Annotated in this window: 16 protein-coding genes; 9 read left to right on the forward strand and 7 right to left on the reverse strand. The window is 60.5% G+C overall.

Annotation, left to right across the window (positions count from 1 at the left end):
- Positions 1–131: 131 nt before the first annotated feature.
- Complete coding sequence (locus tag ACA044_RS20510) at positions 132–2,522, reverse strand: sensor domain-containing diguanylate cyclase (RefSeq protein WP_497443015.1); 2,391 nt, start codon at positions 2,520–2,522, stop codon at positions 132–134.
- A gap of 143 nt (positions 2,523–2,665) precedes the next feature.
- Positions 2,666–4,936 carry a bifunctional 23S rRNA (guanine(2069)-N(7))-methyltransferase RlmK/23S rRNA (guanine(2445)-N(2))-methyltransferase RlmL gene (gene rlmKL / locus ACA044_RS20515; RefSeq protein WP_497443016.1) on the reverse strand — a complete coding sequence of 757 codons (2,271 nt, stop codon included), beginning with the start codon at positions 4,934–4,936 and terminating at the stop codon, positions 2,666–2,668.
- A 530-nt stretch (positions 4,937–5,466) separates the two neighbouring features.
- Between rlmKL and rmf the strand changes: the two genes are divergently transcribed.
- Complete coding sequence (gene rmf / locus ACA044_RS20520; RefSeq protein WP_003223300.1) at positions 5,467–5,682, forward strand: ribosome modulation factor; 216 nt, start codon at positions 5,467–5,469, stop codon at positions 5,680–5,682.
- 307 nt (positions 5,683–5,989) lie between these two features.
- Here the strand turns inward: rmf and ACA044_RS20525 are convergent, their stop codons facing one another.
- Complete coding sequence (locus tag ACA044_RS20525; protein ID WP_315867567.1) at positions 5,990–7,009, reverse strand: quinone-dependent dihydroorotate dehydrogenase; 1,020 nt, start codon at positions 7,007–7,009, stop codon at positions 5,990–5,992.
- Between the two features lie 229 nt (positions 7,010–7,238).
- Here ACA044_RS20525 and ACA044_RS20530 point away from each other — a divergent pair, with 229 nt between their 5' ends.
- The 8 genes from ACA044_RS20530 to cobA all read left to right on the forward strand — a co-directional run bounded on the left by ACA044_RS20530 (position 7,239) and on the right by cobA (position 18,913).
- Positions 7,239–8,450 (forward strand): CmpA/NrtA family ABC transporter substrate-binding protein, encoded by a 1,212-nt coding sequence (locus tag ACA044_RS20530; RefSeq protein ID WP_497443017.1) that lies wholly within the window; start codon positions 7,239–7,241, stop codon positions 8,448–8,450.
- A 15-nt stretch (positions 8,451–8,465) separates the two neighbouring features.
- A complete protein-coding gene (locus ACA044_RS20535; protein ID WP_030127923.1) occupies positions 8,466–9,041 on the forward strand; it encodes an ANTAR domain-containing response regulator in 576 nt (191 codons plus the stop codon).
- 336 nt (positions 9,042–9,377) lie between these two features.
- Complete coding sequence (locus ACA044_RS20540) at positions 9,378–10,589, forward strand: nitrate/nitrite transporter (RefSeq protein WP_497443018.1); 1,212 nt, start codon at positions 9,378–9,380, stop codon at positions 10,587–10,589.
- 7 nt (positions 10,590–10,596) lie between these two features.
- Positions 10,597–12,267 (forward strand): bifunctional protein-serine/threonine kinase/phosphatase, encoded by a 1,671-nt coding sequence (locus tag ACA044_RS20545; RefSeq protein WP_497443019.1) that lies wholly within the window; start codon positions 10,597–10,599, stop codon positions 12,265–12,267.
- Positions 12,268–12,653: 386 nt separating this feature from the next.
- On the forward strand, positions 12,654–15,107 hold the full coding sequence (gene nirB, locus ACA044_RS20550) for a nitrite reductase large subunit NirB (protein ID WP_497443020.1): 2,454 nt from the start codon (positions 12,654–12,656) through the stop codon (positions 15,105–15,107).
- Complete coding sequence (nirD, locus tag ACA044_RS20555; protein ID WP_008146292.1) at positions 15,104–15,421, forward strand: nitrite reductase small subunit NirD; 318 nt, start codon at positions 15,104–15,106, stop codon at positions 15,419–15,421. Before nirB ends, nirD begins: the two co-directional genes overlap by 4 nt.
- Complete coding sequence (locus ACA044_RS20560) at positions 15,421–18,135, forward strand: nitrate reductase (protein ID WP_497443021.1); 2,715 nt, start codon at positions 15,421–15,423, stop codon at positions 18,133–18,135. The genes nirD and ACA044_RS20560 overlap by 1 nt, the downstream gene beginning before the upstream one ends.
- Before the next feature lie 10 nt (positions 18,136–18,145).
- The gene (gene cobA, locus ACA044_RS20565) at positions 18,146–18,913 is read left to right on the forward strand and encodes a uroporphyrinogen-III C-methyltransferase (protein WP_497443022.1); all 768 of its coding nucleotides are present in this window, start codon (positions 18,146–18,148) and stop codon (positions 18,911–18,913) included.
- 94 nt (positions 18,914–19,007) lie between these two features.
- Here cobA and ACA044_RS20570 read toward each other — a convergent pair whose 3' ends face one another.
- The 4 genes from ACA044_RS20570 to ACA044_RS20585 form a co-directional block, all read right to left on the reverse strand.
- Positions 19,008–20,042, reverse strand: a complete 1,035-nt coding sequence (locus ACA044_RS20570) for an OmpA family protein (protein ID WP_497443023.1) — start codon at positions 20,040–20,042, stop codon at positions 19,008–19,010.
- Positions 20,043–20,149: 107 nt separating this feature from the next.
- On the reverse strand, positions 20,150–20,740 hold the full coding sequence (gene sigX / locus ACA044_RS20575) for an RNA polymerase sigma factor SigX (protein WP_497443024.1): 591 nt from the start codon (positions 20,738–20,740) through the stop codon (positions 20,150–20,152).
- Positions 20,741–20,828: 88 nt separating this feature from the next.
- Positions 20,829–21,653 carry a mechanosensitive ion channel family protein gene (locus ACA044_RS20580; protein WP_007902078.1) on the reverse strand — a complete coding sequence of 275 codons (825 nt, stop codon included), beginning with the start codon at positions 21,651–21,653 and terminating at the stop codon, positions 20,829–20,831.
- Positions 21,654–21,655: 2 nt separating this feature from the next.
- Entirely contained in the window at positions 21,656–21,904 is a 249-nt protein-coding gene (locus ACA044_RS20585; RefSeq protein WP_008006975.1) for a hypothetical protein, read from the reverse strand.
- Positions 21,905–21,933: the final 29 nt, after the last annotated feature.

Consider the following 21,933-nt stretch of genomic DNA (forward strand, 5'->3'; position numbering starts at 1 on the left):
GGGGCTTGCCCCCGTTGGGCAGCGAAGCAGCCCCAAAATCTCTGATGTACCAAAGATCTTGTGAGTGCTACGCACTCAAACGGGGGCAAGCCCCCTCGCCACAGGCTCGCTCCCACAGGGGGTACGCAGCCTTAGCTCATCTGCCCCTCAACCCGATCCCTTCCTGCCTGCTTCGCCGCATACACACCCGAGTCAGCCCGCAACAGCAGCGCATCCGCACCCTCTCCGGCCCGCCAACTGGCAATCCCGAAACTCGCGGTGACGATCCCGACTTCGTCGATCGGCGAACTGCGCAACCCTTGCCATAATTCCACTGCCAGTACATGGGCCTGTACACCGTCGATGTCCGGGCAGAGCACCATGAACTCTTCACCCCCCAGGCGACAGAAGACATCGGTGCGCCGCAGGCGACCGCCAATGCGCTCGCACACGGCCTGCAGGACTCGATCACCCACGGCATGACCGTGCTGGTCATTGATGCGCTTGAAGTGATCGATGTCGAGCATGATCACCGACAACTCGCCACCGCCGCGCTCGACCCGGGCCATTTCGGTGGTCAGGCGCTCCTGGAAGTAGCGGCGATTATGGATCCCGGTCAGGGAGTCGGTCACCGACAGTGCGCGCAATTCCTCTTCCACACGCTTGAGGTCGGAGATGTCCGAAATGTAACCGTGCCAGAGCACACCGCCACCGGGCAGTTCCTCCGGAGTCGCTTCGCCGCGGACCCAGCGCAGACCACGCGCGGGCAATTGCACGCGGTACTCCTCGCGCCAGGGGCTGAGGGTGTCTGCCGACGCCTGGATCGAGGCGCGGACCCGGCTCGAGTCCTTAGGATGAATCCGCGCGAACACCGCTTCGGCATTGAGCAACAGCACGTCCGGCTCGAGTTCGTAGATCTCGCGGATGCCGTCGCTGGCGTAGATCACGCTGAAGCGCCCATCGAATTCCATCTTGAACTGGTAAATCCCGCCGGGCACATGGGCGCTGAGCTTCTTCAACAACAGGTCCCGTGCCGCCAGGGCCTCATGGACGCGCTTGCGTTCGGTAATGTCGATACAAATCGCCAGGTGCCCGACCCACAAGCCTTGTTCGTCGAGGACCGGGGTCGCCAGCATGTTCACCGTCAAATGGCTGCCGTCGCGGCGGACCAGCGTCCACTCCCGGGCTTCGTGACCGCCCTCTTCCCCACCTTCGACCAACATCGCCTGACACGTCGGGATCGGCTTGCCATAGCGCGCGCTCAATTCCGCCGAACGCGCCTCGAGTTCCCGGGGCAGGTACAGGTTTTCCAGGGTCATGTGGCTGACGACCTGCGCACTGGAGTAACCGAGCATTTGCTCTGCGCCGGCATTGAAGGTGCTGATAATCCCGCGCAGGTCGGTGGCAATGATCGCCACCTGAGTCGCGGCATCCAGCACGCCACGCAACTGGCCATGAGTGCCACGCAACTCTTGCTCACGATCGTGAAGCTCCTGGGTGCGCTGTTCGACCATTTTCAAGGCCCGTTGGCGCTGGCTGACCAACACATAGAGAAACACACCGAGCAGCAGGCTGAGCAAACCACCGAGCACCACCTGGCTGGCCACCGAGGAATGGTTGGCTTTCAGGAAGGCAGCGCTGGGGCGCATGTCCACTTGATAATCGTGGTCGGCCAGACGCAGCAATCGCGTAGAGGACAAATCACTGGCTCCCGCCGCGTTGGTCGACTCGTACAGCACTTCGTGCTGCTCATCGGTGGACAAGTCGAGAATACGCACCGAGAGAGAGTCATGATTCTCCTCCGGCAGCCCTTCCGCCAGCAGATGGCGCATGCTGATCACCGCCATGACATACCCGTCGGGCCCAGCGTTCGGGATGTTCTGAAAGTTGACCGGCGCCACCAGCAACACACCCCGCGAATAGGCGGGCTCGATGCCCACCAGATGCAACGGTTGCGACACGGCCATGCGGCCGTTGTGATCGGCCCGCTCCAGGGTCGAACGGCGCAGGGGTTGGGCCAGCAGGTCGTAACCCAGCGGCGTGGGCAGTCGGCTTTGGGTTTGGGTATAGAGCACCGGCACGTACTCGTCCCGCTCCGCGGCCGGTTGCAACCGGCCATCGGCGTTGAGTTCACGAAAGGTGAAATCGCTCAAGCCTTCTTCAAGCACCGCGCGTTCAAGCAGAGGGCGTTCGGCACGGGAAACCCGTGGCGCCCAGGAGTAAGCCTGGGTGCGACGCAAAAGAGGTTTGGCGTAACCGTTGAATTCCTCGCGGGACACCGACTCGGAATTGGAGAAGAACCGTCGCAGGCCGTCGAGACGCTGCTCCTGATCTTCGAAACGTTCTTCAATACGGCTGTAACGTTCACTGGCGAGCAGTTGGAAACGTTGCCGCAATTGTTGATGAAACTGATTGAGGGTTGCCCAGGCCAGCAATCCCGTGAGAATCCCGCCGGCGAGCAATACCAGCAGCGCGACCAGCCAGGCCGAAACATCTTCGCGGATAAAACCCAGGATCTTGGGGCGCACGGCGTGCAACGACATAAAGGCAACTCAAAACGCCAGGTGCCGGAAAAGCCCATTGGCCATGGGTTGAGTTATAGCTATTAGCCACTAATTTGACCAGCACTGAAAGTATCCAAGAGCCTTTAAAAATCAAGGCTCTGTGGATCCAATCGGTTCAAGTATCAGCGAGCGGTGATTTTCCAGGCACGGTGGATTTTGCCATTACGGGCGAAATCCGGATCGATGGTCTGGGTGGTGATTTCTTCAACGGCATATCGCTCGGTGAGGTTTTCCTCGAGCGCGAACTTGCGGAAGTTGTTGGAGAAGTACAACACCCCGCCCGGCGCCAGACGCGCCATGGCCAGGTCGATCAACTGCACTTGGTCACGCTGCACATCGAAGATCCCTTCCATGCGCTTGGAGTTGGAGAAGGTCGGCGGGTCGATGAAGATCAGGTCGTACTCGTCACGGCAGGCATCGAGCCAGGCCATCACATCGCCCTGCTCCAGACGGTTCTTGTCGGAGAAACCGTTCAGCGACAGGTTGCGACGCGCCCAATCCAGGTAGGTTTTCGACAGGTCGACGCTGGTGGTGCTGCGCGCGCCGCCCTTGGCCGCATGAACGCTGGCGGTCGCGGTGTAGCAATACAGGTTGAGGAAGCGCTTGCCGGCCGCCTCTTTCTGGATCCGCATGCGCATCGGCCGGTGGTCGAGGAACAGCCCGGTGTCCAGGTAATCGGTGAGGTTCACCAGCAGCCTCACACCGCCTTCGTTGACCTCGTTGAACTTGCCCTGAGCGCTTTGGCGTTCGTACTGCTTGGTGCCGCTCTGACGCTCGCGACGTTTGACCACCACGCGGCTCTTGTCGATGTTCAACGCCTGTGGGATCGCCGCCAGGGCATCGAACATCCGCGCCGAGGCTTTTTCCGGGTCGATGGATTTCGGGGCGGCATATTCCTGAACGTGGACCCAGTCGTGATACAGGTCGATGGCCATGGAATATTCAGGCATGTCGGCATCGTAGACGCGGTAGCAGTCGATGCCTTCACGCTTGACCCACTTGCCCAGCGCCTTGACGTTTTTTTGCAGACGGTTGGCAAACATCTGCCCGCCTTCGCTCAGGCGCGGCTGCTCGACCACCACCGGTGCCGGTTTGATCGGGTTGCCGTTCTTGTTGTACTTCTCGTACTTGCCCGGCGCTTCGATGTTCGACGGGGCATCGGACTCGGCCTGTTCGCGCTCGATCTGACGCTGTTCCGGGGTGCGACGCTCGCCGGTAACGAACTGGTCCGGCGTGACCTTGATCAGCAGCAATTTGCACGGCAAGGCGCCGTTCCAGAACGAGTACTGCTTGTGGCTGCGGATGCCCATGCGCTTGCCCAGGTCCGGCGCGCCGGTGAACACCGCCGCTTCCCAGTTCAAGCAGGCCTGACGCAGGCGCTCGCCGAGGTTCTGGTAGAGGTAGAGCAAGCTCGCCTCATCGCCCAGACGCTCGCCGTACGGAGGGTTGCAGATCACCAGGCCTTTCTGGTTCTGGTCCGGGCGCGGCTCGAACGTCGCCACTTCGCCCTGGTAAATCTTGATCCACTCGCTCAGGCCGGCACGTTCCACGTTGTTGCGGCCCGGTTGAATCAGGCGAGGGTCGGCTTCGTAACCGCGAATCCACAGCGGTGGCTTGGCCAGGCCGGCCGCGGCGCGTTCGGTGGCTTCTTCGTGGAGTTTTTTCCACAACGCCGGCACGTGACCGAGCCAGGCGGTGAAGCCCCATTGCTCGCGGCGCAGGTTCGGCGCCATGTCGGCGGCGATCATCGCAGCTTCCACCAGGAACGTACCAACACCGCACATTGGGTCAGCCAGCGCGCCGCCATCGGCGGCAATCCGTGGCCAGCCGGAACGGATCAGAATTGCCGCCGCGAGGTTTTCCTTCAGCGGCGCCGCGCCCTGCTGCAAGCGGTAGCCACGCTGGTGCAAGCTGTGACCGGAAAGGTCAAGGGACAGAATCGCTTCGCCACGGTCCAGACGCAGGTGAATGCGCAGGTCCGGGTTGAGCTTGTCGATGGACGGACGGTCGCCCTGCGGGGTACGCAGCTTATCGACGATGGCGTCCTTGACCTTCAAGGCACCGAAGTGGGTATTGTCGATGCCCGATCCGTGACCGCTGAATTCGACGGCCAAGGTGCCATCGTTGAGCATGTGGTCTTGCCACTCGATGTCCAGCACGCCGTGGTAGAGGTCTTCGGCGTCCTTCATCGGGAAACGCTTGAGCACCAGCAGCACCCGGTTCGCCAGGCGCGACCACAGGCACAGACGATAGGCGGTTTCCATGGTGGCCATGCCACGCACAGCCGAGGTGTGCTCGCGTGCGTCCTCAAGGCCAAGCCCGACGGCTTCCTCGATGAGCAGGCCTTCGAGGCCTTTGGGGCAAGTGAGGAAGAGTTCGAAACGATCGGACATGGTAATTCCAGAGCCTTTAGCTAAGTGAACCGGCAACGCATTACCGATCCGGTTTTCAATCAGGCGCTTTTCTAAAAGAGCGCCCGCGTGGCACGAAGGTGTGCCGTCCCCACCCTGACTGCTCGGGTTAAAAGAGCTTAGATGCCAGGGCAGATAAAAAAGTCGATGCAACAAAATGTCATAAGCCGACCCTTCGTCGAATAATCCCCAAGGGCAACAGGTGTCATTCTCGTTAAAGGCACACCCCATCACTCAGCGCAGGGCCGATCATACCGGGGTTTGGCCAATAAACACGGGACAAATATCGTGTTACTTATGGCCATAACATCTTTATGGTTACGTTCTTATGACAAAACGATCATTCCCTCGATGTGACGCATTGGTTAGAACTCAACTCAGGTTGACGTCGCAACGGCGTCAACACATTGGCTCGCGACGCCGGCAGCGAGCCGCCAACGGCAGAATTTTTCTGCCTGACCTCGATTGAGGTCGACGCGATAAATACAGTCAACAAGTGAGGGCAACACCCTATGAGAAGACTTAAGCGTGATCCGTTGGAAAGAGCATTTTTGCGCGGATATCAATATGGCGTTGGTGGTAAATCCCGTGAGCTTTGCCCTTTTACTCTACCGTCGGTACGCCAAGCCTGGATCAATGGCTGGCGAGAAGGACGCGGCGACAATTGGGACGGTATGACCGGCACTGCGGGAATCCACAGACTCAACGAACTTCACGCCGTCGGCTAATACAGGGCACACACTCCGACACGACAATCTGAATACGCAACGACTTAACCACGCACGTCCCATCCGGACGGCGGGCTTCGGCCCAGGGGCTCCTTCGAGGAGCCCTTTTTTATGCCTGCTCCAAATTCAGCGAAGAAACAATTGTGGCGAGGGGGCTTGCCCCCGTTGGGCTGCGAAGCGGCCCCAAAACCAGGCAACGCGGTGAATCAGAGAGAACACGGACACAGGGTTTACGACTGCTTCGCAGCCGAACGGGGGCAAGCCCCCTCGCCACAAAAGCCCTCAGCACAAGGCCCCTACACTGCCTTCAGCGCAGGGCTGCGATGGCGTCTACGGATTCACGAATCAGCGCCGGGCCTTTATAGATGAAGCCGGAGTAGAGCTGCACCAGGCTCGCACCCGCGGCGATTTTCTCAGCCGCATGCTTGCCTTCGGTGATGCCGCCCACGGCAATGATCGGCAAGCGACCGGCCAGTTCTGCCGCTAACACTTTCACGGTGTGGGTGCTCTTGTCGCGAACCGGTGCGCCGGACAATCCACCCGCCTCGTCACCATGTTCCATGCCTTCGACGCCAACGCGGCTCAGGGTGGTGTTGGTGGCAATCACTGCGTCCATCCCGGTTTCGATCAACGCTTGGGCGACTTGAGCGGTTTCTTCATCAGTCATGTCCGGCGCGATCTTGATCGCCAGCGGAACATGTTTGCCGTGACGCAGGGCCAGTTCCGCCCGGCGGGTGGCCAGGTCAGCGAGCAATTGCTTGAGCGAATCACCAAATTGCAGGCTGCGCAGGCCCGGGGTGTTCGGCGAACTGACGTTGACCGTCACGTAGCTGGCGTGGGCATAGACCTTGTCCAGGCAGATCAGGTAGTCGTCGACTGCACGCTCAACCGGCGTATCGAAATTCTTGCCGATGTTGATGCCCAGAACGCCCTTGTACTTGGCTGCCGCCACGCGAGCGAGCAAGTGATCGACGCCGAGGTTGTTGAAGCCCATGCGGTTGATGATCGCCTCGGCGTCCGGCAAGCGGAAAATCCGTGGTTTCGGGTTGCCTGGTTGCGGACGCGGAGTGATGGTGCCGATTTCGACGAAACCGAAGCCCAGTTGGGCAAAACCGTCGATCGCCGCGCCGTTCTTGTCCAGACCAGCCGCCAAACCCACCGGGTTCGGGAACTCCAGGCCCATGACCGTCACCGGCATTTTCGCCGGTGCCTTGCACAGCAAGCCATTGAGGCCCAAACGCCCGCCCGCGCCGATCAGGTCCAGGGACAGATCGTGGGAGGTTTCCGGGGAAAGTTTGAACAACAGCTGACGGGCCAGGGTGTACATGGGCAGGCTTGACTCGGTTGGCGATGAGAGGCGGCGATTATAGCCGTGCATCGTGTCCACAGGCGAGGCGCGCGGCAAAATCAGCCAGCGATGGCATATGCCTTGCACCGTCACAGGCCTCAGCACTCATGCCAATGACGGGATGAGTGGAAGGACAATGGCGTCGTCACCCGGCTTTGCCCACGCAAAGGCCTTGGGACGACGCTTTTTTTTGGAAGGTGCGAAATCGATGAATGAACCATCAACCGGCCCGCTGGCCTGGGTCAATGGCAGCGATGCCCCGGAAAAAACCGAAATCAACCTCGGCTTCATGGCCCTGAGCGACTGCGCCTCAGTGGTGGTCGCCGCCACTCAGGGCTTCGCCCAACCCTACGGCCTGACCCTGAACCTCAAGCGCCAGTCGTCCTGGGCCAACCTGCGAGACAAACTGGTCAGCGGCGAGCTCGACGCCGCCCACAGCCTGTACGGCCTGATTTACGCCGTGCACCTGGGCATCGGCGGCGTAGCCTCCACCGATATGGCCGTGCTCATGGGCCTGAACCAGAACGGCCAGAGCATCAACCTCTCCCACGGCTTGCAAGCCCTGGGAGTGACCAGTCCTGAGGCACTGGACCTGCACGTGCACCAAAGTCGCCCAAAACTGACCTTCGCTCAGACATTTCCTACGGGCACCCACGCCATGTGGCTGTATTACTGGCTGGCGAGTCAGGGTATTCATCCGTTGCAGGATGTCGATAGCGTGGTGGTGCCGCCGCCGCAAATGGTCGCGCACCTGCAAGCCGGGCGCATCGACGGTTTCTGCGTCGGCGAGCCGTGGGCTGCCAGTGCGGTGCAGCAGAATCTCGGGTTTACGATGGCCACCACCCAGACCCTCTGGCCCGATCACCCGGAAAAAGTCCTCGGCTGCACCCGCGCCTTCGTCGAGCAATACCCCAACACCGCCCGGGCATTGGTGATGGCGATCCTCGAGGCCAGCCGGTTCATCGAAGCAAACCGCGAAAATCGCCGCAGCACCGCGCAACTGTTGAGCGCTCCTGAATATCTGGATGCACCGCTCGAGTGCATCGAACCGCGCTTGCTTGGTGACTACACCGACGGCCTGGGCAATGACTGGCAAGACCCGCACGCGATGCGTTTCCACGGTGGCGGCGAGGTCAATCTGCCGTATTTGTCCGACGGCATGTGGTTCATGACCCAGTTCCGTCGCTGGGGTTTATTGCGTGACGACCCGGATTACCTCGGCGTGGCCCGTCAGGTCCAGCAACTAGACTTATACCGTGAGGCCGCCACCGCTGTCGGTGTGCCCACCCGGAGTCAGGAAATGCGCAGCAGTCAACTGATCGACGGCAAAGTCTGGGACGGCTCGGACCCGGCCGGCTATGCCCGCAGCTTCAAGCTGCACGCCATGAGCGACAGCGCTCCCCTTCTCGCCAGCCGCTGACAGGAGCCTGCGAAAATGTTGCGTATCCTGCTGATCAATGACACCGCGAAAAAAGTCGGGCGTCTGAAAGCGGCCCTGACCGAAGCCGGGTTCGAGGTCATCGACGAGTCCGGCCTGACCATTGACCTGCCCGCGCGCGTCGAAACGGTGCGTCCGGACGTGATCCTGATCGATACCGAGTCACCGAGCCGCGATGTGATGGAGCAAGTGGTGCTGGTGACGCGTGACCAGCCACGGCCAATCGTGATGTTCACCGACGAGCACGACCCCGGTGTGATGCGCCGGGCGATCAAGTCCGGCGTCAGTGCCTACATCGTCGAAGGCATTCACGCACAACGCTTGCAGCCGATTCTCGACGTGGCCATGGCGCGCTTTGAAAGCGACCAGGCCCTGCGCGCGCAACTGCACGCCCGCGACCAGCAACTGGCCGAGCGCAAGCGCATCGAGCTGGCCAAGGGGCTGTTGATGAAGATGAAGGACTGCAATGAGGAAGAGGCCTACACCCTGATGCGCCGCCAGGCCATGAGCCGCCAGCAGAAGCTGATACAGGTGGCGGAGCAGATCATTGCCATGAGCGAGTTGCTTGGCTGAAGCCTTGTGGAGCCTGTACTGACGCCTTCGCGGGCAAGCCTCGCTCCTACAAGAACCAAGCGCAAAACCTGTAAGAGCGAGGCTTGCCCGCGAATGGCCACAACGCGATCTCACGTGTTGGCACAGATCTCGCTAAGTAAATCACTGCAAGGTAACCAACGGCGGTTGCCCCACCTACGACAAAGACGTCGCTCACCTCATTCGCCCCCTGGCGGATCGGGTAGCGGCGTTTTTCCGTTTTGGCCCCAGAGACCGGGGCCGGTGGTGCGGCCGTTGTGGCGCCCCACCTGCAAGCTCATGACTCCTTCTTGATACGCCTGACAGCTGAGGTGCGCGATGAATTCAAGCTTCTGGAAATCCGGCCATACCCCGACACTGTTCGCGGCCTTCCTCTATTTCGATCTGAGCTTCATGGTCTGGTACCTGCTCGGCCCTTTGGCGGTGCAGATCGCCGCTGATCTGCACCTGACCACCCAACAGCGCGGGTTGGTAGTGGCCACGCCGATTCTGGCCGGGGCCATACTGCGCTTTGCGATGGGCTTGCTGGCTGATCGCCTGTCGCCAAAAACCGCCGGGATAATCGGCCAGGTGATCGTCATCTGCGCCCTGTTCGTCGCCTGGAAAGTCGGCATCCACAGTTACGAGCAAGCGCTGTTGCTGGGCCTGTTCCTTGGTATGGCCGGTGCGTCCTTCGCCGTCGCCCTGCCATTGGCCTCGCAATGGTATCCGCCCCAGCACCAAGGCAAAGCCATGGGCATCGCCGGTGCCGGTAACTCAGGCACCGTGCTCGCAGCCCTGATCGCCCCGGTGCTGGCCGCCGCGTTTGGCTGGAGCAACGTGTTCGGCTTCGCCCTGATCCCGCTGATCCTGACCCTGATCGTCTTCGCCTGGCTGGCCAAGAATGCACCTGAGCGGCCGAAAGCCAAGTCGATGTCCGACTACTTCAAGGCTCTGGGTGACCGTGACAGCTGGTGGTTCATGTTTTTCTACTGCGTGACCTTCGGCGGCTTCATCGGTCTGGCCAGCGCCCTGCCCGGCTACTTCAACGACCAGTACGGCCTGAGCCCGGTGACTGCCGGCTACTACACGGCGGCCTGCGTGTTCGGTGGCAGCCTGATGCGTCCGTTGGGCGGCGCACTGGCGGATCGCTTCGGCGGGATTCGCACCCTGCTGGCGATGTACACCGTGGCGGCGATCTGCATTGCGACAGTGGGTTTCAATCTGCCGAGTTCCTACGCCGCGTTGGCGCTATTCGTCTGCACCATGCTCGGTTTGGGTGCAGGCAACGGTGCGGTATTCCAATTGGTTCCGCAGCGTTTTCGTCGTGAGATCGGTGTGATGACCGGGCTGATCGGCATGGCCGGCGGCATCGGTGGCTTCGCACTGGCGGCCGGCATGGGCGCGATCAAGCAAAGCACCGGCAGCTATCAACTGGCCCTGTGGTTGTTCGCCAGCCTCGGTGTACTCGCCTGGTTCGGTCTGCACGGGGTGAAACGCCGCTGGAGAACCACTTGGGGTTCGGCAGCCGTCACCGCTGCTCGGGTGTGAGGGCTGAATGAGCCTGCAACTGAGTTTTGCCGAAGCCAGCGCCATCGGGCCTCGCGAAGAGAACCAGGACGCTGTGCGCCTGGTCACGCCGGCCCCGGCACTGGCAGCGAGCAAGGGTTACCTGTTCGCCATCGCCGACGGCGTCAGTCAATGTGCCGATGGCGGTCTCGCGGCCCGCTCGACCTTGCAGGCCCTGGCGCTGGACTATTACGCCACCCCGGAAACCTGGGGTGTCGCCCAGGCACTGGATCGCCTGCTGCTGGCGCAAAATCGCTGGTTGCAGGCCAATGGCGGCGGGCAACCGCTGCTCACCACAGTCAGTGCTTTGGTGATGCGCGGCAGGCGTTTCACCCTGGCTCACGTCGGCGATTGCCGGGTTTACCGCTGGCACGCCGACACGCTGCAACGGGTGAGTGAGGATCACGTCTGGGACCAGCCGGGCATGCAGCATGTGCTCAAGCGGGCCCTGGGGCTGGATCAACATCTGGTGCTGGACTTTCTGGATGGCGAACTGCGCCTGAACGAGAGCTTCGTACTGCTCAGCGACGGCATCTGGGCCGCGCTGGGCGACACGGCCATTGCGGCGATTCTGCGCGATCAACCTGATCTGGACAGCGCCGCGCAGACATTGGTCAGCGCCGCGCATCTGGCCGGCAGTCAGGACAATGCCAGCGCCCTGCTGGTGCGGGTCGATGCCCTCGGTGAAACCAGCATTGGCGATGCACTGATTCATCTGCAGCAATGGCCGCTCCCGCCTGCGCTGAAGCCGGGTCAGACCTTCGAAGGCTGGCAGGTCGAAGGGATCCTCGGCCAGAGCCAGCAGTCGCTGCTCTATCGGGTGCGCGACGCACAACAACAGCCCTGGCTGCTGAAAACCTTGCCCAGTGCGCTCCGTGACGATCATCAGACCGGGCAGGCGTTGTTGTCGGAGGAATGGTTTCTCAAACGGGTGGCCGGACGGCATTTTCCTGAAGTCCATGCCGCCAGTCAGCGTCAGCATTTGTACTACGTGATGCGGGAATATTCCGGGTCGACCTTGGCTGAGCTGCATGAGCGTGTCCCAACGCTGCCATTGGCTCAATGGCTGGACCTGGCCGAACGCCTGCTGCGGGCCATCGGCATATTGCATCGACGGCAGATTCTGCATCGCGATATCAAACCGGAGAACCTGTTGCTGGGGGACGACGGAGAGTTGCGCCTGCTGGATTTCGGCCTCGCCTACTGCCCCGGGCTGTCTGAAGATCAAGCTTGCGCGCTGCCCGGAACGCCCAGCTATATCGCGCCAGAAGCCTTTCGAGGTGACCCTCCTACACCGCAACAGGATTTGTATGCGGTGGGCGTGACCTTGTATTACCTGCTGACCGGGCATTATCCCTACGGCGAAATCGAAGCGTTCCAGCGCCCTCGGTTTGGTGTGCCTGTCAGCGCCAGTCGCTACCGGCCCGACCTGCCGGAATGGATCGCGCAAAGCCTGGAGCGCGCGGTGGCGTCGGCTCCGGATCAGCGCTTTGAAACGGCGGAAGAATGGTTGTTGCTGCTGGAACAGGGAGAACGACGCAGCTTGAGCGTGCGCCCCAGACCGTTGCTGGAGCGCGAACCGTTGAAAGTCTGGCGGACGTTGGCGCTGGTGTCTTTGCTGGTGAATCTGGTGCTGCTGTTTTTGCTGTTTCATGGTTGAGTTTTTCAAAAGATCGCAGCCTGCGGCAGCGCCTACGGGTGCCCACGATCTCCTGCAGGAGCTGCCGTAGGCTGCGATCTTTTGACTTTTCTGCTTCAAAACCGGGCATCGCGCCTTGAACCGGTGCACGCAAACACCCTCCTCCCACGCTGAGAGCCCATAAATTCGGCATTTGTGCGACTTGGCACAACCACTGCATTACCTTTCCCACCACACATAAAGCCCGGCCTTCAACGTAGAAGGCTGCGCTGCCCGAGAGAACGGGACAAGGACAAAGGCGTCCTCGCTAGTTAACTAGCGGGACGCCTTTTTTTGTTTGCGCAAAATTTTGTCGAGCAAGGCCTGAATGCCCTGATGAGGCAGGCCCGAGCTCCCCGGAGAACCTGATGAAAAAACTAAAACTGGTGATGATCGGCAACGGCATGGCCGGGGTTCGTACCCTGGAAGAGCTGCTCAAGCTGAGTAATGAGCTTTACGACATCACGGTCTTCGGCGCCGAACCCCATACCAACTACAACCGCATCCTGCTGTCGCCCGTACTGGCCGGCGAACAAACGTTCGAAGAGATCGTGCTCAACGATCTGGACTGGTACCTGGAAAACAACATCAAGCTGCTGCTCAACCGCAAAGTGGTGGAGATCGACCGGGTCAAACGCCGGGTCATCGCCGAAGACGGCACCGAGGCCGAATACGACCGCCTGCTGATCGCCACCGGCTCGACCCCGTTCATCCTGCCGATCCCCGGCAATACCTTGCAGGGCGTGATCGGCTACCGCGACATTGCCGACACCCAGGCGATGATCGACACCGCCAAGACCCACAAGCACGCCGTGGTCATCGGCGGCGGCCTGCTGGGCCTTGAAGCCGCCAACGGCCTGATGCTGCGGGGCATGCACGTCACTGTGGTGCACATCGGCGAATGGCTGCTGGAGCGGCAACTGGACAAAACCAGCGGCCAACTCCTGCAAACCGCCCTGGAAGCCCGCGGCCTGCATTTTCGCCTGTGCGAACAGACCCAGGCCCTGCACGACGCCGGCAATGGCCGGGTCGGCTCGGTGCAGTTCAAAAACGGCGACATCATTCCTGCCGATCTGGTGGTGATGGCCGCCGGCATTCGCCCCAACACCGAACTTGCGGAAAAATCCGGCATCCCTTGCAGCCGCGGGATTCTGGTCAACGACACAATGCAAACCTACGATCCCCGGGTCTATGCCATCGGCGAATGCGCCAGCCACCGTGGAATTGCCTACGGTCTGGTCGCGCCGCTGTTCGAACAGGCCAAGGTGTGCGCCAACCACCTCGCCCAATTGGGCTTCGCCACCTACAAAGGCTCGGTGACTTCGACCAAATTGAAAGTCACCGGCATTGACCTGTTTTCCGCCGGCGACTTCATGGGCGGCGAAGGCACCGAAACCATTACCCTCTCCGACCCGATCGGCGGGGTCTACAAAAAACTGGTGATCAAGGATGACGTGCTGGTTGGGGCCTGTCTGTACGGCGATACGGCGGACGGTGGCTGGTATTTCCGGCAGATCCGTGAGAACCATGCCATCGGCGAGATCCGCGATCACCTGATGTTCGGCGAAAACGCCTTAGGTGACGTAGGACACCAGGGCCAGGACAAAGCCATGAGCATGGCCGACACCGCCGAAGTCTGCGGCTGCAACGGCGTGTGCAAAGGCACCATCGTCAAGGCCATCCAGGAGCACGGACTGTTCAGCGTCGACGACGTCAAGAAACACACCAAGGCCGCCAGCTCCTGCGGCTCCTGCGCCGGCCTCGTCGAACAAATCCTGATCAACACCGTGGGCGGCGCGGCAGACGTCAAACCGAAAAGCGAAAAAGCCATCTGCGGTTGCAGCGACCTCAACCACGGGCAAATCCGCCAGGCCATCCGCGACCAGCACCTGCTGACCATCGCCGGCACCATGAGCTACCTGAACTGGCGCACCCCGAACGGTTGCGCCACGTGCCGCCCGGCGCTCAACTACTACCTGATTTCCACCTGGCCGGGCGAGGCCAAGGACGACCCGCAATCGCGCCTGATCAACGAACGCGCCCACGCCAATATTCAGAAAGACGGCACTTACTCTGTGGTCCCGCGGATGTGGGGTGGAGTGACCAATCCTTCAGAGCTGCGGCGCATTGCCGACGTGGCCGACAAATACAACGTGCCGATGGTCAAGGTCACCGGAGGCCAGCGCATCGACTTGCTGGGGATCAAGAAGCAGGACCTGCCAGGGGTCTGGAAAGACCTGGACATGGCGTCCGGCCACGCTTACGGCAAATCCATCCGCACCGTGAAAACCTGCGTCGGCAGCGAGTTCTGCCGCTTCGGCACCCAGAACTCCACGCAATTGGGCATCGAGCTGGAGCACGACCTGTTCAACATGTGGTCGCCGCACAAAGTGAAACTGGCCGTCTCCGGTTGCCCACGCAACTGCTCGGAAGCAGGGATCAAGGACGTCGGCATTATCGGCGTGGATTCCGGCTGGGAAATGTACATCGGTGGCAACGGCGGGATCAAAACCGAAGTCGCGGAGTTTTTCGTCAAGCTGAAAACCGCCGAAGAAGTACGCGAATACAACGGGGCTTTCCTGCAGCTGTACCGCGAAGAAGCGTTCTACCTCGAGCGCACCGTGCATTACCTGCAGCGGGTTGGCATGGAACACATCAAGAAAGCCGTGCTGGAAGACCCGGAACGGCGCAAGGCATTGAACGATCGCCTGCAATTCTCCCTGTCGTTCGAACAGGACCCCTGGAAGGAACGTCTCGAACAGCCGCTGCTGAAAAAAGAATTCGAGGTTATCCCCGTGAAGAACCTGGAGGTGCAGGCATGAACTGGCTGGATATCTGCGCACTGGAAGAGATCAACGCCCTTGGCTCGCGGATCATCGCCGGCCCGAAAGGCGACATCGCGATTTTTCGTACAAGTGATGATGAGGTTTTCGCCCTCGACGACCGCTGCCCGCACAAGGGCGGGCCGCTGTCCCAGGGTTTGATCTACGGCAAACGGGTAGCCTGCCCGTTGCACAACTGGCAGATCGACCTGGAAACCGGCGAGGCCCAGGCCCCTGATATTGGCTGCGCCCACCATCACTCGGCACGGGTCGAGAATGGCCGGGTGCTGCTGGCCCTGCGGGAAGCAAGCTGATGAACCAGATCACCGCCTCCACCTGCTGCTACTGCGGGGTCGGCTGCGGCGTGCTGATCGAGCACGACGGCGAGCGCATCCTCGGCGTCAGCGGCGATCCGGCGCACCCGGCCAACTTCGGCAAGTTGTGCAGTAAAGGTTCGACCCTGCACCTGACCGGTGACTTGAAGGCACGGGCGTTGTACCCGGAACTGCGCCTGGGCAAAGGCCTGGCCCGCAGCCGCACCGACTGGGACAGCGCCCTCGATCACGCCGCCAACATCTTCGCCAAGACCATCGCCGAGCACGGCCCGGACAGCGTCGCGTTCTACATCTCCGGGCAATTGCTGACCGAGGATTACTACGCCTTCAACAAACTGGCGCGGGCGCTGGTGGGCACCAACAACATCGACAGTAATTCACGGCTGTGCATGTCCTCGGCAGTGGTCGGCTACAAGCGCAGCCTCGGCGCCGACGCTCCGCCCTGCAGCTACGAAGACCTGGAATTGAGCGACTGCGTGATGATCGTCGGCAGCAACATGGCCTACGCCCACCCGGTACTGTTTCGTCGCCTGGAAGAAGCCAAATCCCGTCGCCCACAGATGAAAGTCATCGTCATCGACCCACGGCGCACCGACACCTGCGATTTGGCCGACATGCATCTGGCGATTCTGCCCGGCACCGATGTCGCCTTGTTCCATGGGATTTTGCACCTGTTGCTGTGGGAAGACTGGGTCGACCGCGACTTCATCAAGGCCCACACCGAAGGCCTCGCCGAGTTGAAAAACCTGGTGCGTGATTACACCCCGACAATGGTTTCGCAACTCTGTGGCATCAGCGTCGAGCAACTGCATCAATGCGCGGAATGGGTCGGCACTTCACCGAGTTTTCTGTCGCTGTGGTGCATGGGTCTGAACCAGTCCACCGCCGGCAGTGCGAAGAACAGCGCGCTGATCAACCTGCACCTGGCCACTGGGCAAATCGGCCGGCCCGGTGCGGGACCTTTCTCGCTGACTGGTCAGCCGAATGCCATGGGCGGCCGGGAAACCGGCAGTCTGTCAAACCTGCTGCCAGGTCATCGCGAAGCAGCCAATGCCGAACACCGCGCGCAAGTAGCCACCTACTGGGGCGTTGATCAACTGCCCGAGAACACCGGGCTGACCGCCATCGAACTGTTCGAGCAGATGCGCAGCGGCAAGATCAAAGCCCTGTGGATTGCCTGCACCAACCCTGCACAATCGCTGCCGGACCAGACCGCGGTGCGCCAGGCACTGCAAGCCTGCCCGTTCGTGGTGTTGCAGGAAGCCTTCCACACCACCGAAACCGCTGCATTCGCCGACCTCTTGTTGCCCGCCGCCAGTTGGGGTGAAAAGGAAGGCACGGTAACCAACTCCGAGCGGCGTATTTCCCACGTCCGCCGGGCCATCGGCGCACCCGGTGAAGCACGGTCCGACTGGGCGATCACCGTGGATTTCGCACAGCGCCTGGAAAAACATCTACGCCCCGCAGCCACCAGCCTGTTTGCCTTTGAAACCCCGGCACAGGTCTTCGACGAATACAAACAACTGACTCGCGGCCGCGACCTCGACCTGTCCGGGATCAGCCATGAATTGATCGACCGGCTCGGCCCGCAGCAATGGCCATTCCCTGTCGGTGCCAGCGAGGGCACCGCCCGCCTCTATCTCGATGGAATTTTTCCAACCGCCAGCGGACGTGCACAGTTCGTGACCGACCCGTATCGCGCCGCCAAAGAGCAACGCGATGCGCGCTTCCCGCTGACCCTGATCACCGGCCGCCTGCGCGATCAATGGCACGGCATGAGCCGCACCGGTACCGCCGCGCAGTTGTTCGGCCATGTCAGCGAAGCGGTGTTGAGCCTGCACCCGGATGAACTGCGCCGACATCGCCTGCAACCTGGCGACCTGATCAATCTGAAAAGTCGCCGGGGCTCGGTGATCGTGCCGGTCAGCAGCGACGACAGCGTACGTCCGGGCCAGGCTTTCCTGCCGATGCATTGGGGCGACCGCTTTCTCAAGGGCGGCGTGAATACCCTCACCCTTCCAGCCTTCGACCCATTGTCGAAACAACCGGAACTCAAACACAGCGGTGTGCGCCTCGAGCCTGTGCAATTGCCTTGGCAGCTTTTCGCCCTGATAGAAGGTGATGTTCAACAGCACTTGGAGACGCTACGACCGCTCTGCGAGGCGTTTTCCTACGCCAGCCTCAGCCTGGCCGGCCGTGAGCGCCCTGCGTTGCTGATACGCGCCGCCAGCGCCACCGCGCCAGATCCACAGCTGTTGCGTGATATCGATCAATGCCTGGGGCTCAACGACGGCCCGGTATTGGCTTACGACGATCCTCGGCGTTCGATCGGCAAACGGGTGCGCATCGAGAACGGCCGGATCACCGCGATTCGCCTGGCCGGTGAAACCCTCGCCCAGCATTGGCTGCAAAGCCTGTGGCTCGAAGGGCGCGCCGACGAACAGCTGCGCCGTTGGCTGCTGGCGCCCTTGAGTGCGCCACCGGGCAGCACTGGCAGTCCGGCGTCCGACACCAAAACCCTGTGCAACTGCATGAACGTCAGCCAGAACGCGGTGTGTGCCGGCATTGGCCGTGGCCTGGACTTGCAGGGTTTGAAACAAGAACTGGGCTGCGGTACGCAATGCGGCTCCTGCGTTCCGGAAATCAAGCGTTTGCTGGCCGCCACTGCGCAGCCAGTCGCCGTCATCTCGTGAGGAAAACACTATGAGCGCAAAAGTCTGGCTGGTGGGTGCGGGTCCCGGCGATCCTGAATTGCTGACCCTCAAGGCGGTTCGAGCATTGCGCGAAGCGGACGTGGTGCTGATCGACGACCTGGTCAATGACGCGGTACTGGAGCATTGCCCAGACGCACGCATTATTCCTGTGGGTAAGCGCGGAGGCTGTCGCTCCACGCCTCAAGCCTTCATTCATCGCCTGATGTTGCGTTATACCCGCCACGGTAAATGCGTGGTGCGGCTCAAGGGTGGCGATCCGTGCATTTTCGGGCGCGGTGGTGAAGAAGCGCAGTGGCTACGTGAACGCGGCGTCGAGGTTGAGCTGGTCAATGGCATCACCGCGGGTCTTGCCGGCGCGACCCAATGCGATATTCCGCTGACGCTCAGGGGCGTCGCGCGTGGCGTGACACTGGTCACGGCGCATACTCAGGATGACAGCAGCCTGAACTGGCAGGCCCTGGCTCAAGGGGGCACTACGCTGGTGATCTACATGGGCGTGGCGAAGCTCAGTGAAATTCGCAAGCAACTGCTGGCCGGCGGAATGGCAGCCGATACGCCTGTGGCGATGATCGAAAATGCGTCCCTGCCGCACCAACGGGAATGTCGGAGCGATCTGACAGCGATGGAGGAAGATGCCTGCGCCTTTGAATTGAAAAGCCCAGCCATTTTGGTGATTGGAACCGTGGCAGCCTGTGCAACGTCATCTCTGTGGGAGCGTGGCTTGCCCGCGATGATGGCGGCCGATCAATCAGCCTGAACCTGCCTTCCCCTCATCACCAAATCCCTCATCACCAAATCGCAGACAAAGAAAAGCCCGGCCTAAGCCGGGCTTTTCCAGAGCTGCGAGCTAATTACTTAGCGCTAGCTTCAACCTGCGCTTCTACGCGACGGTTTACAGCGCGACCAGCGTCAGTTTTGTTGTCAGCAACTGGGCGGGATTCGCCGTAGCCAACAGACTGAACGCGGGACGATTCAACACCGTACTGGTTGGTCAGAACTTGCTTAACGGCGTTTGCACGACGCTCGGACAGTTTCTGGTTGTAAGCGTCAGGACCGACGGAGTCAGTGTGACCTTCAACAGTAGTGCTGGTGGATGGGTACTGCTTCATGAAGTCAGCGAGGTTTTTGATGTCGCCGTAGCTGTTAGGCTTGACTACCGACTTGTCGAAGTCGAATTTCACGTCCAGCTCAACACGAACAACTTCAGCAACTGCTGGGCAGCCATCAGCGTCAACAGTTACGTTGGCTGGGGTGTCCGGGCACTTGTCAACGTTGTCGCAAACGCCATCGTTGTCGCTGTCGGCGCAGACTTCAGCTGGTGCTGGAACTGGAGCAGCAGCAGGCTTGGAGCCGCCACCGAAGTTCACACCGATACCGACGCTAGGAGCCCACTCGGTGTCGCCCTGGTCGATGTTGTACTGAGCTTCAACGCCGGCACGGGCGTAGAAGTTGTCAGTGAAGTACAGCTTGGCACCGCCGCCAACGTTGGCGAAGGTGGAACCGTTACGACCACCGCGAGCGTCCTGACCGATGCTCTGATCGGAGAAACCGGCAGAAACGTACGGACGCAGCATGTCGCCTGGGTTGTTGAAGTGGTACAGAGCGTCCAGGGCAGTGTTGGAGCCCTTGATGTTCTTGCCAGATTCGCTACGAACGTTATGGACTTCGTCGTAGGCCAGACGCAGTTCAACGTCGTCGGTCAGGAAGTAACCAACCGAACCACCGAACAGGTTGCCGTCGTTTTTGAAATCGCGCTGGCTGTCGTAGTACTCTTTCTTGGCGAAGCCTTCGATTTCAACTGCGCCTTGGCCTTGTGCCAGAGCGCCGAACGAAGTGGCGGCAATAAGAGAACCAATGGCCAAGCCCAAGGTGTTTTTCAGTTTCATCCGTTAAATCCCCATCTGGTGATTGTGAAGCAGTCCCGCAAACCGGGGGACAACTCGGCGGCAAGTCTATCAGAACTTGCCTACACGTAAGAGATATTTGCGCCGAACTAAGTTTCAGCGATGCCTGCAAATTTCTCACGCAATTTGTCTAGAGCGCGTTTGTAACGCATTTTTGTCGCACTCAAACCCATGTGCATTATGTCTGCGATTTCCTGAAATTCCAGTTCTGCGACAAATCGTAGCACCAGAATCTCTCGATCAATCGGGTTCACATACACCAGCCAACGATCAAGCCCGCCCTTCTCCTCGGGTGTCGGCGCCTTTTCTTCAGACGCTTCCTCAAGGGGGTCCAGACTCAAAGCGTCCATCAAGCGACGCTTTCGCCGTTCTTTCCGATACTGCGTGATGCACTCGTTGTACGTGATGCTATACAGCCACGTCTTGAACTTCGATTTGCCCTCGAAGTTCTTCAGGCCGTATAGCACCTTCAACATCACTTCCTGACAGACATCATCTGCATCACGATCGTTCCCGAGATACCGTGCACAAACGTTAAATAATGTTCGCTGATAACGCCGCATCAGTTCTTCATAGGCGCGCGTTACGTGAAAAAGCTCGGTATGCGAGCGCGCGACCAACTCCTCATCAGAGAGCTCGCGGGGGTCGTAGCGCGTGGAGAGCAATTGAGCTTTATTCAAAACAAGTCAGGGCCGACAGTCAGGTCAATGTCCGCCGCAGCCCTTTCAGGACATTTTGCGGCGGCATACATTAGCAGGATTTGCCGGGTTAGCGGCTACTCACATGCTGCTCCAAGAGAATCCGATTCGAGAGAGAGACTAGCTCACCCTCGTCGGTGAGCACGGTGGTTTTAACCGTGCCGATCTCTTCGATCTGACCTTCGACCTCGCCAACACGCACTTGTTGCCCAACCTGATACAACTCACGCACATAGATTCCCGCAAGAATCTGACCGGCAATTTCCCGGCTTCCCAACCCCATGGCCAGCGCAACCGCCAGACCAACGGTAATCAAGACAATCACGATCACATGGTTGAGCAGGTCAGTCTTGACCTCCAACTGGCTGATCGCAACCGAAATACTGATGATGATCACCAGGCCCTGGGCAATCCGCCCCAGACCTGCGGCGTAATCGAGCCCTACGCCTTCTGCCGCGCCACGCACCAGCCCATTGGCCAGTTGCGCCAGCAAGACTCCCACCAGCAGCACTAGCGCGGCGCCGAATACTTTCGGCAAATACAACGCCAGCATGTCCAGCGTAGCCGAAACTCGTTCAAGTCCAAGTGATTCTGCGGCCGAAACCAGAAAAATCAGCAGAACGAACCAATAGACGATCTTGCCGATCAGCGTCGAGATAGGCACTTGAAGGCCAGCGCGGGACAGCAATTTGGTCAGCCCGGTCCCCCCCATCAGGCGATCGAGGCCCAGTTTGGCGAGCAATTTGGAGAGCAGCGTGTCCAGCAGCTTGGCCACGACAAAACCCAGCAGCAGCACCACCAGTGCGCCGAACAGGTTCGGAATGAAGTTTGCTACCTTGGTCCATAACGCGGTCATTGCAGTGACGAGGCTCTGAGTCCAGAGATCAAGTTCCATATTCAATCAGCCTTATCAGCAGTGCGAGCGGTAGGTTTACGCAGACGGGAAACCGGCGAGACATGGGCCGATCCGTTATTCAGGGCGATCATCAGCGCGGGCAGCCAACGGCCCAGCAGGCTGAACAGATCGCCGGCACCGACCTGGCGGTTGGCGGTTTTCAGCACGCGACCCAGGCAGGCATCGTCGTCACGGCTGGACGGCGAAGCTTTGAGCATGTCACGCAAAGACTGTTCAAACGGATCGTGCATACGCACCTCTCGTGATATCTGTGAAAGAC

This window comes from Pseudomonas sp. LBUM1673, assembly GCF_059695645.1.

Excerpts from the sequence above, each read along its gene's own strand:
- ACA044_RS20540 (WP_497443018.1), top strand. The coding sequence starts at position 9,378 with ATGAATTCAAGCTTCTGGAAATCCGGCCATACCCCGACACTGTTCGCG.
- nirD (WP_008146292.1), top strand. The coding sequence starts at position 15,104 with ATGAACTGGCTGGATATCTGCGCACTGGAAGAGATCAACGCCCTTGGC.
- rlmKL (WP_497443016.1), bottom strand. The coding sequence starts at position 4,936 with ATGTCCGATCGTTTCGAACTCTTCCTCACTTGCCCCAAAGGCCTCGAA.
- ACA044_RS20585 (WP_008006975.1), bottom strand. The coding sequence starts at position 21,904 with ATGCACGATCCGTTTGAACAGTCTTTGCGTGACATGCTCAAAGCTTCG.
- cobA (WP_497443022.1), top strand. The coding sequence starts at position 18,146 with ATGAGCGCAAAAGTCTGGCTGGTGGGTGCGGGTCCCGGCGATCCTGAA.
- ACA044_RS20535 (WP_030127923.1), top strand. The coding sequence starts at position 8,466 with ATGTTGCGTATCCTGCTGATCAATGACACCGCGAAAAAAGTCGGGCGT.
- ACA044_RS20530 (WP_497443017.1), top strand. The coding sequence starts at position 7,239 with ATGAATGAACCATCAACCGGCCCGCTGGCCTGGGTCAATGGCAGCGAT.
- nirB (WP_497443020.1), top strand. The coding sequence starts at position 12,654 with ATGAAAAAACTAAAACTGGTGATGATCGGCAACGGCATGGCCGGGGTT.
- ACA044_RS20570 (WP_497443023.1), bottom strand. The coding sequence starts at position 20,042 with ATGAAACTGAAAAACACCTTGGGCTTGGCCATTGGTTCTCTTATTGCC.
- rmf (WP_003223300.1), top strand. The coding sequence starts at position 5,467 with ATGAGAAGACTTAAGCGTGATCCGTTGGAAAGAGCATTTTTGCGCGGA.
- ACA044_RS20545 (WP_497443019.1), top strand. The coding sequence starts at position 10,597 with ATGAGCCTGCAACTGAGTTTTGCCGAAGCCAGCGCCATCGGGCCTCGC.
- ACA044_RS20510 (WP_497443015.1), bottom strand. The coding sequence starts at position 2,522 with ATGTCGTTGCACGCCGTGCGCCCCAAGATCCTGGGTTTTATCCGCGAA.
- ACA044_RS20580 (WP_007902078.1), bottom strand. The coding sequence starts at position 21,653 with ATGGAACTTGATCTCTGGACTCAGAGCCTCGTCACTGCAATGACCGCG.
- ACA044_RS20560 (WP_497443021.1), top strand. The coding sequence starts at position 15,421 with ATGAACCAGATCACCGCCTCCACCTGCTGCTACTGCGGGGTCGGCTGC.
- ACA044_RS20525 (WP_315867567.1), bottom strand. The coding sequence starts at position 7,009 with ATGTACACCCTGGCCCGTCAGCTGTTGTTCAAACTTTCCCCGGAAACC.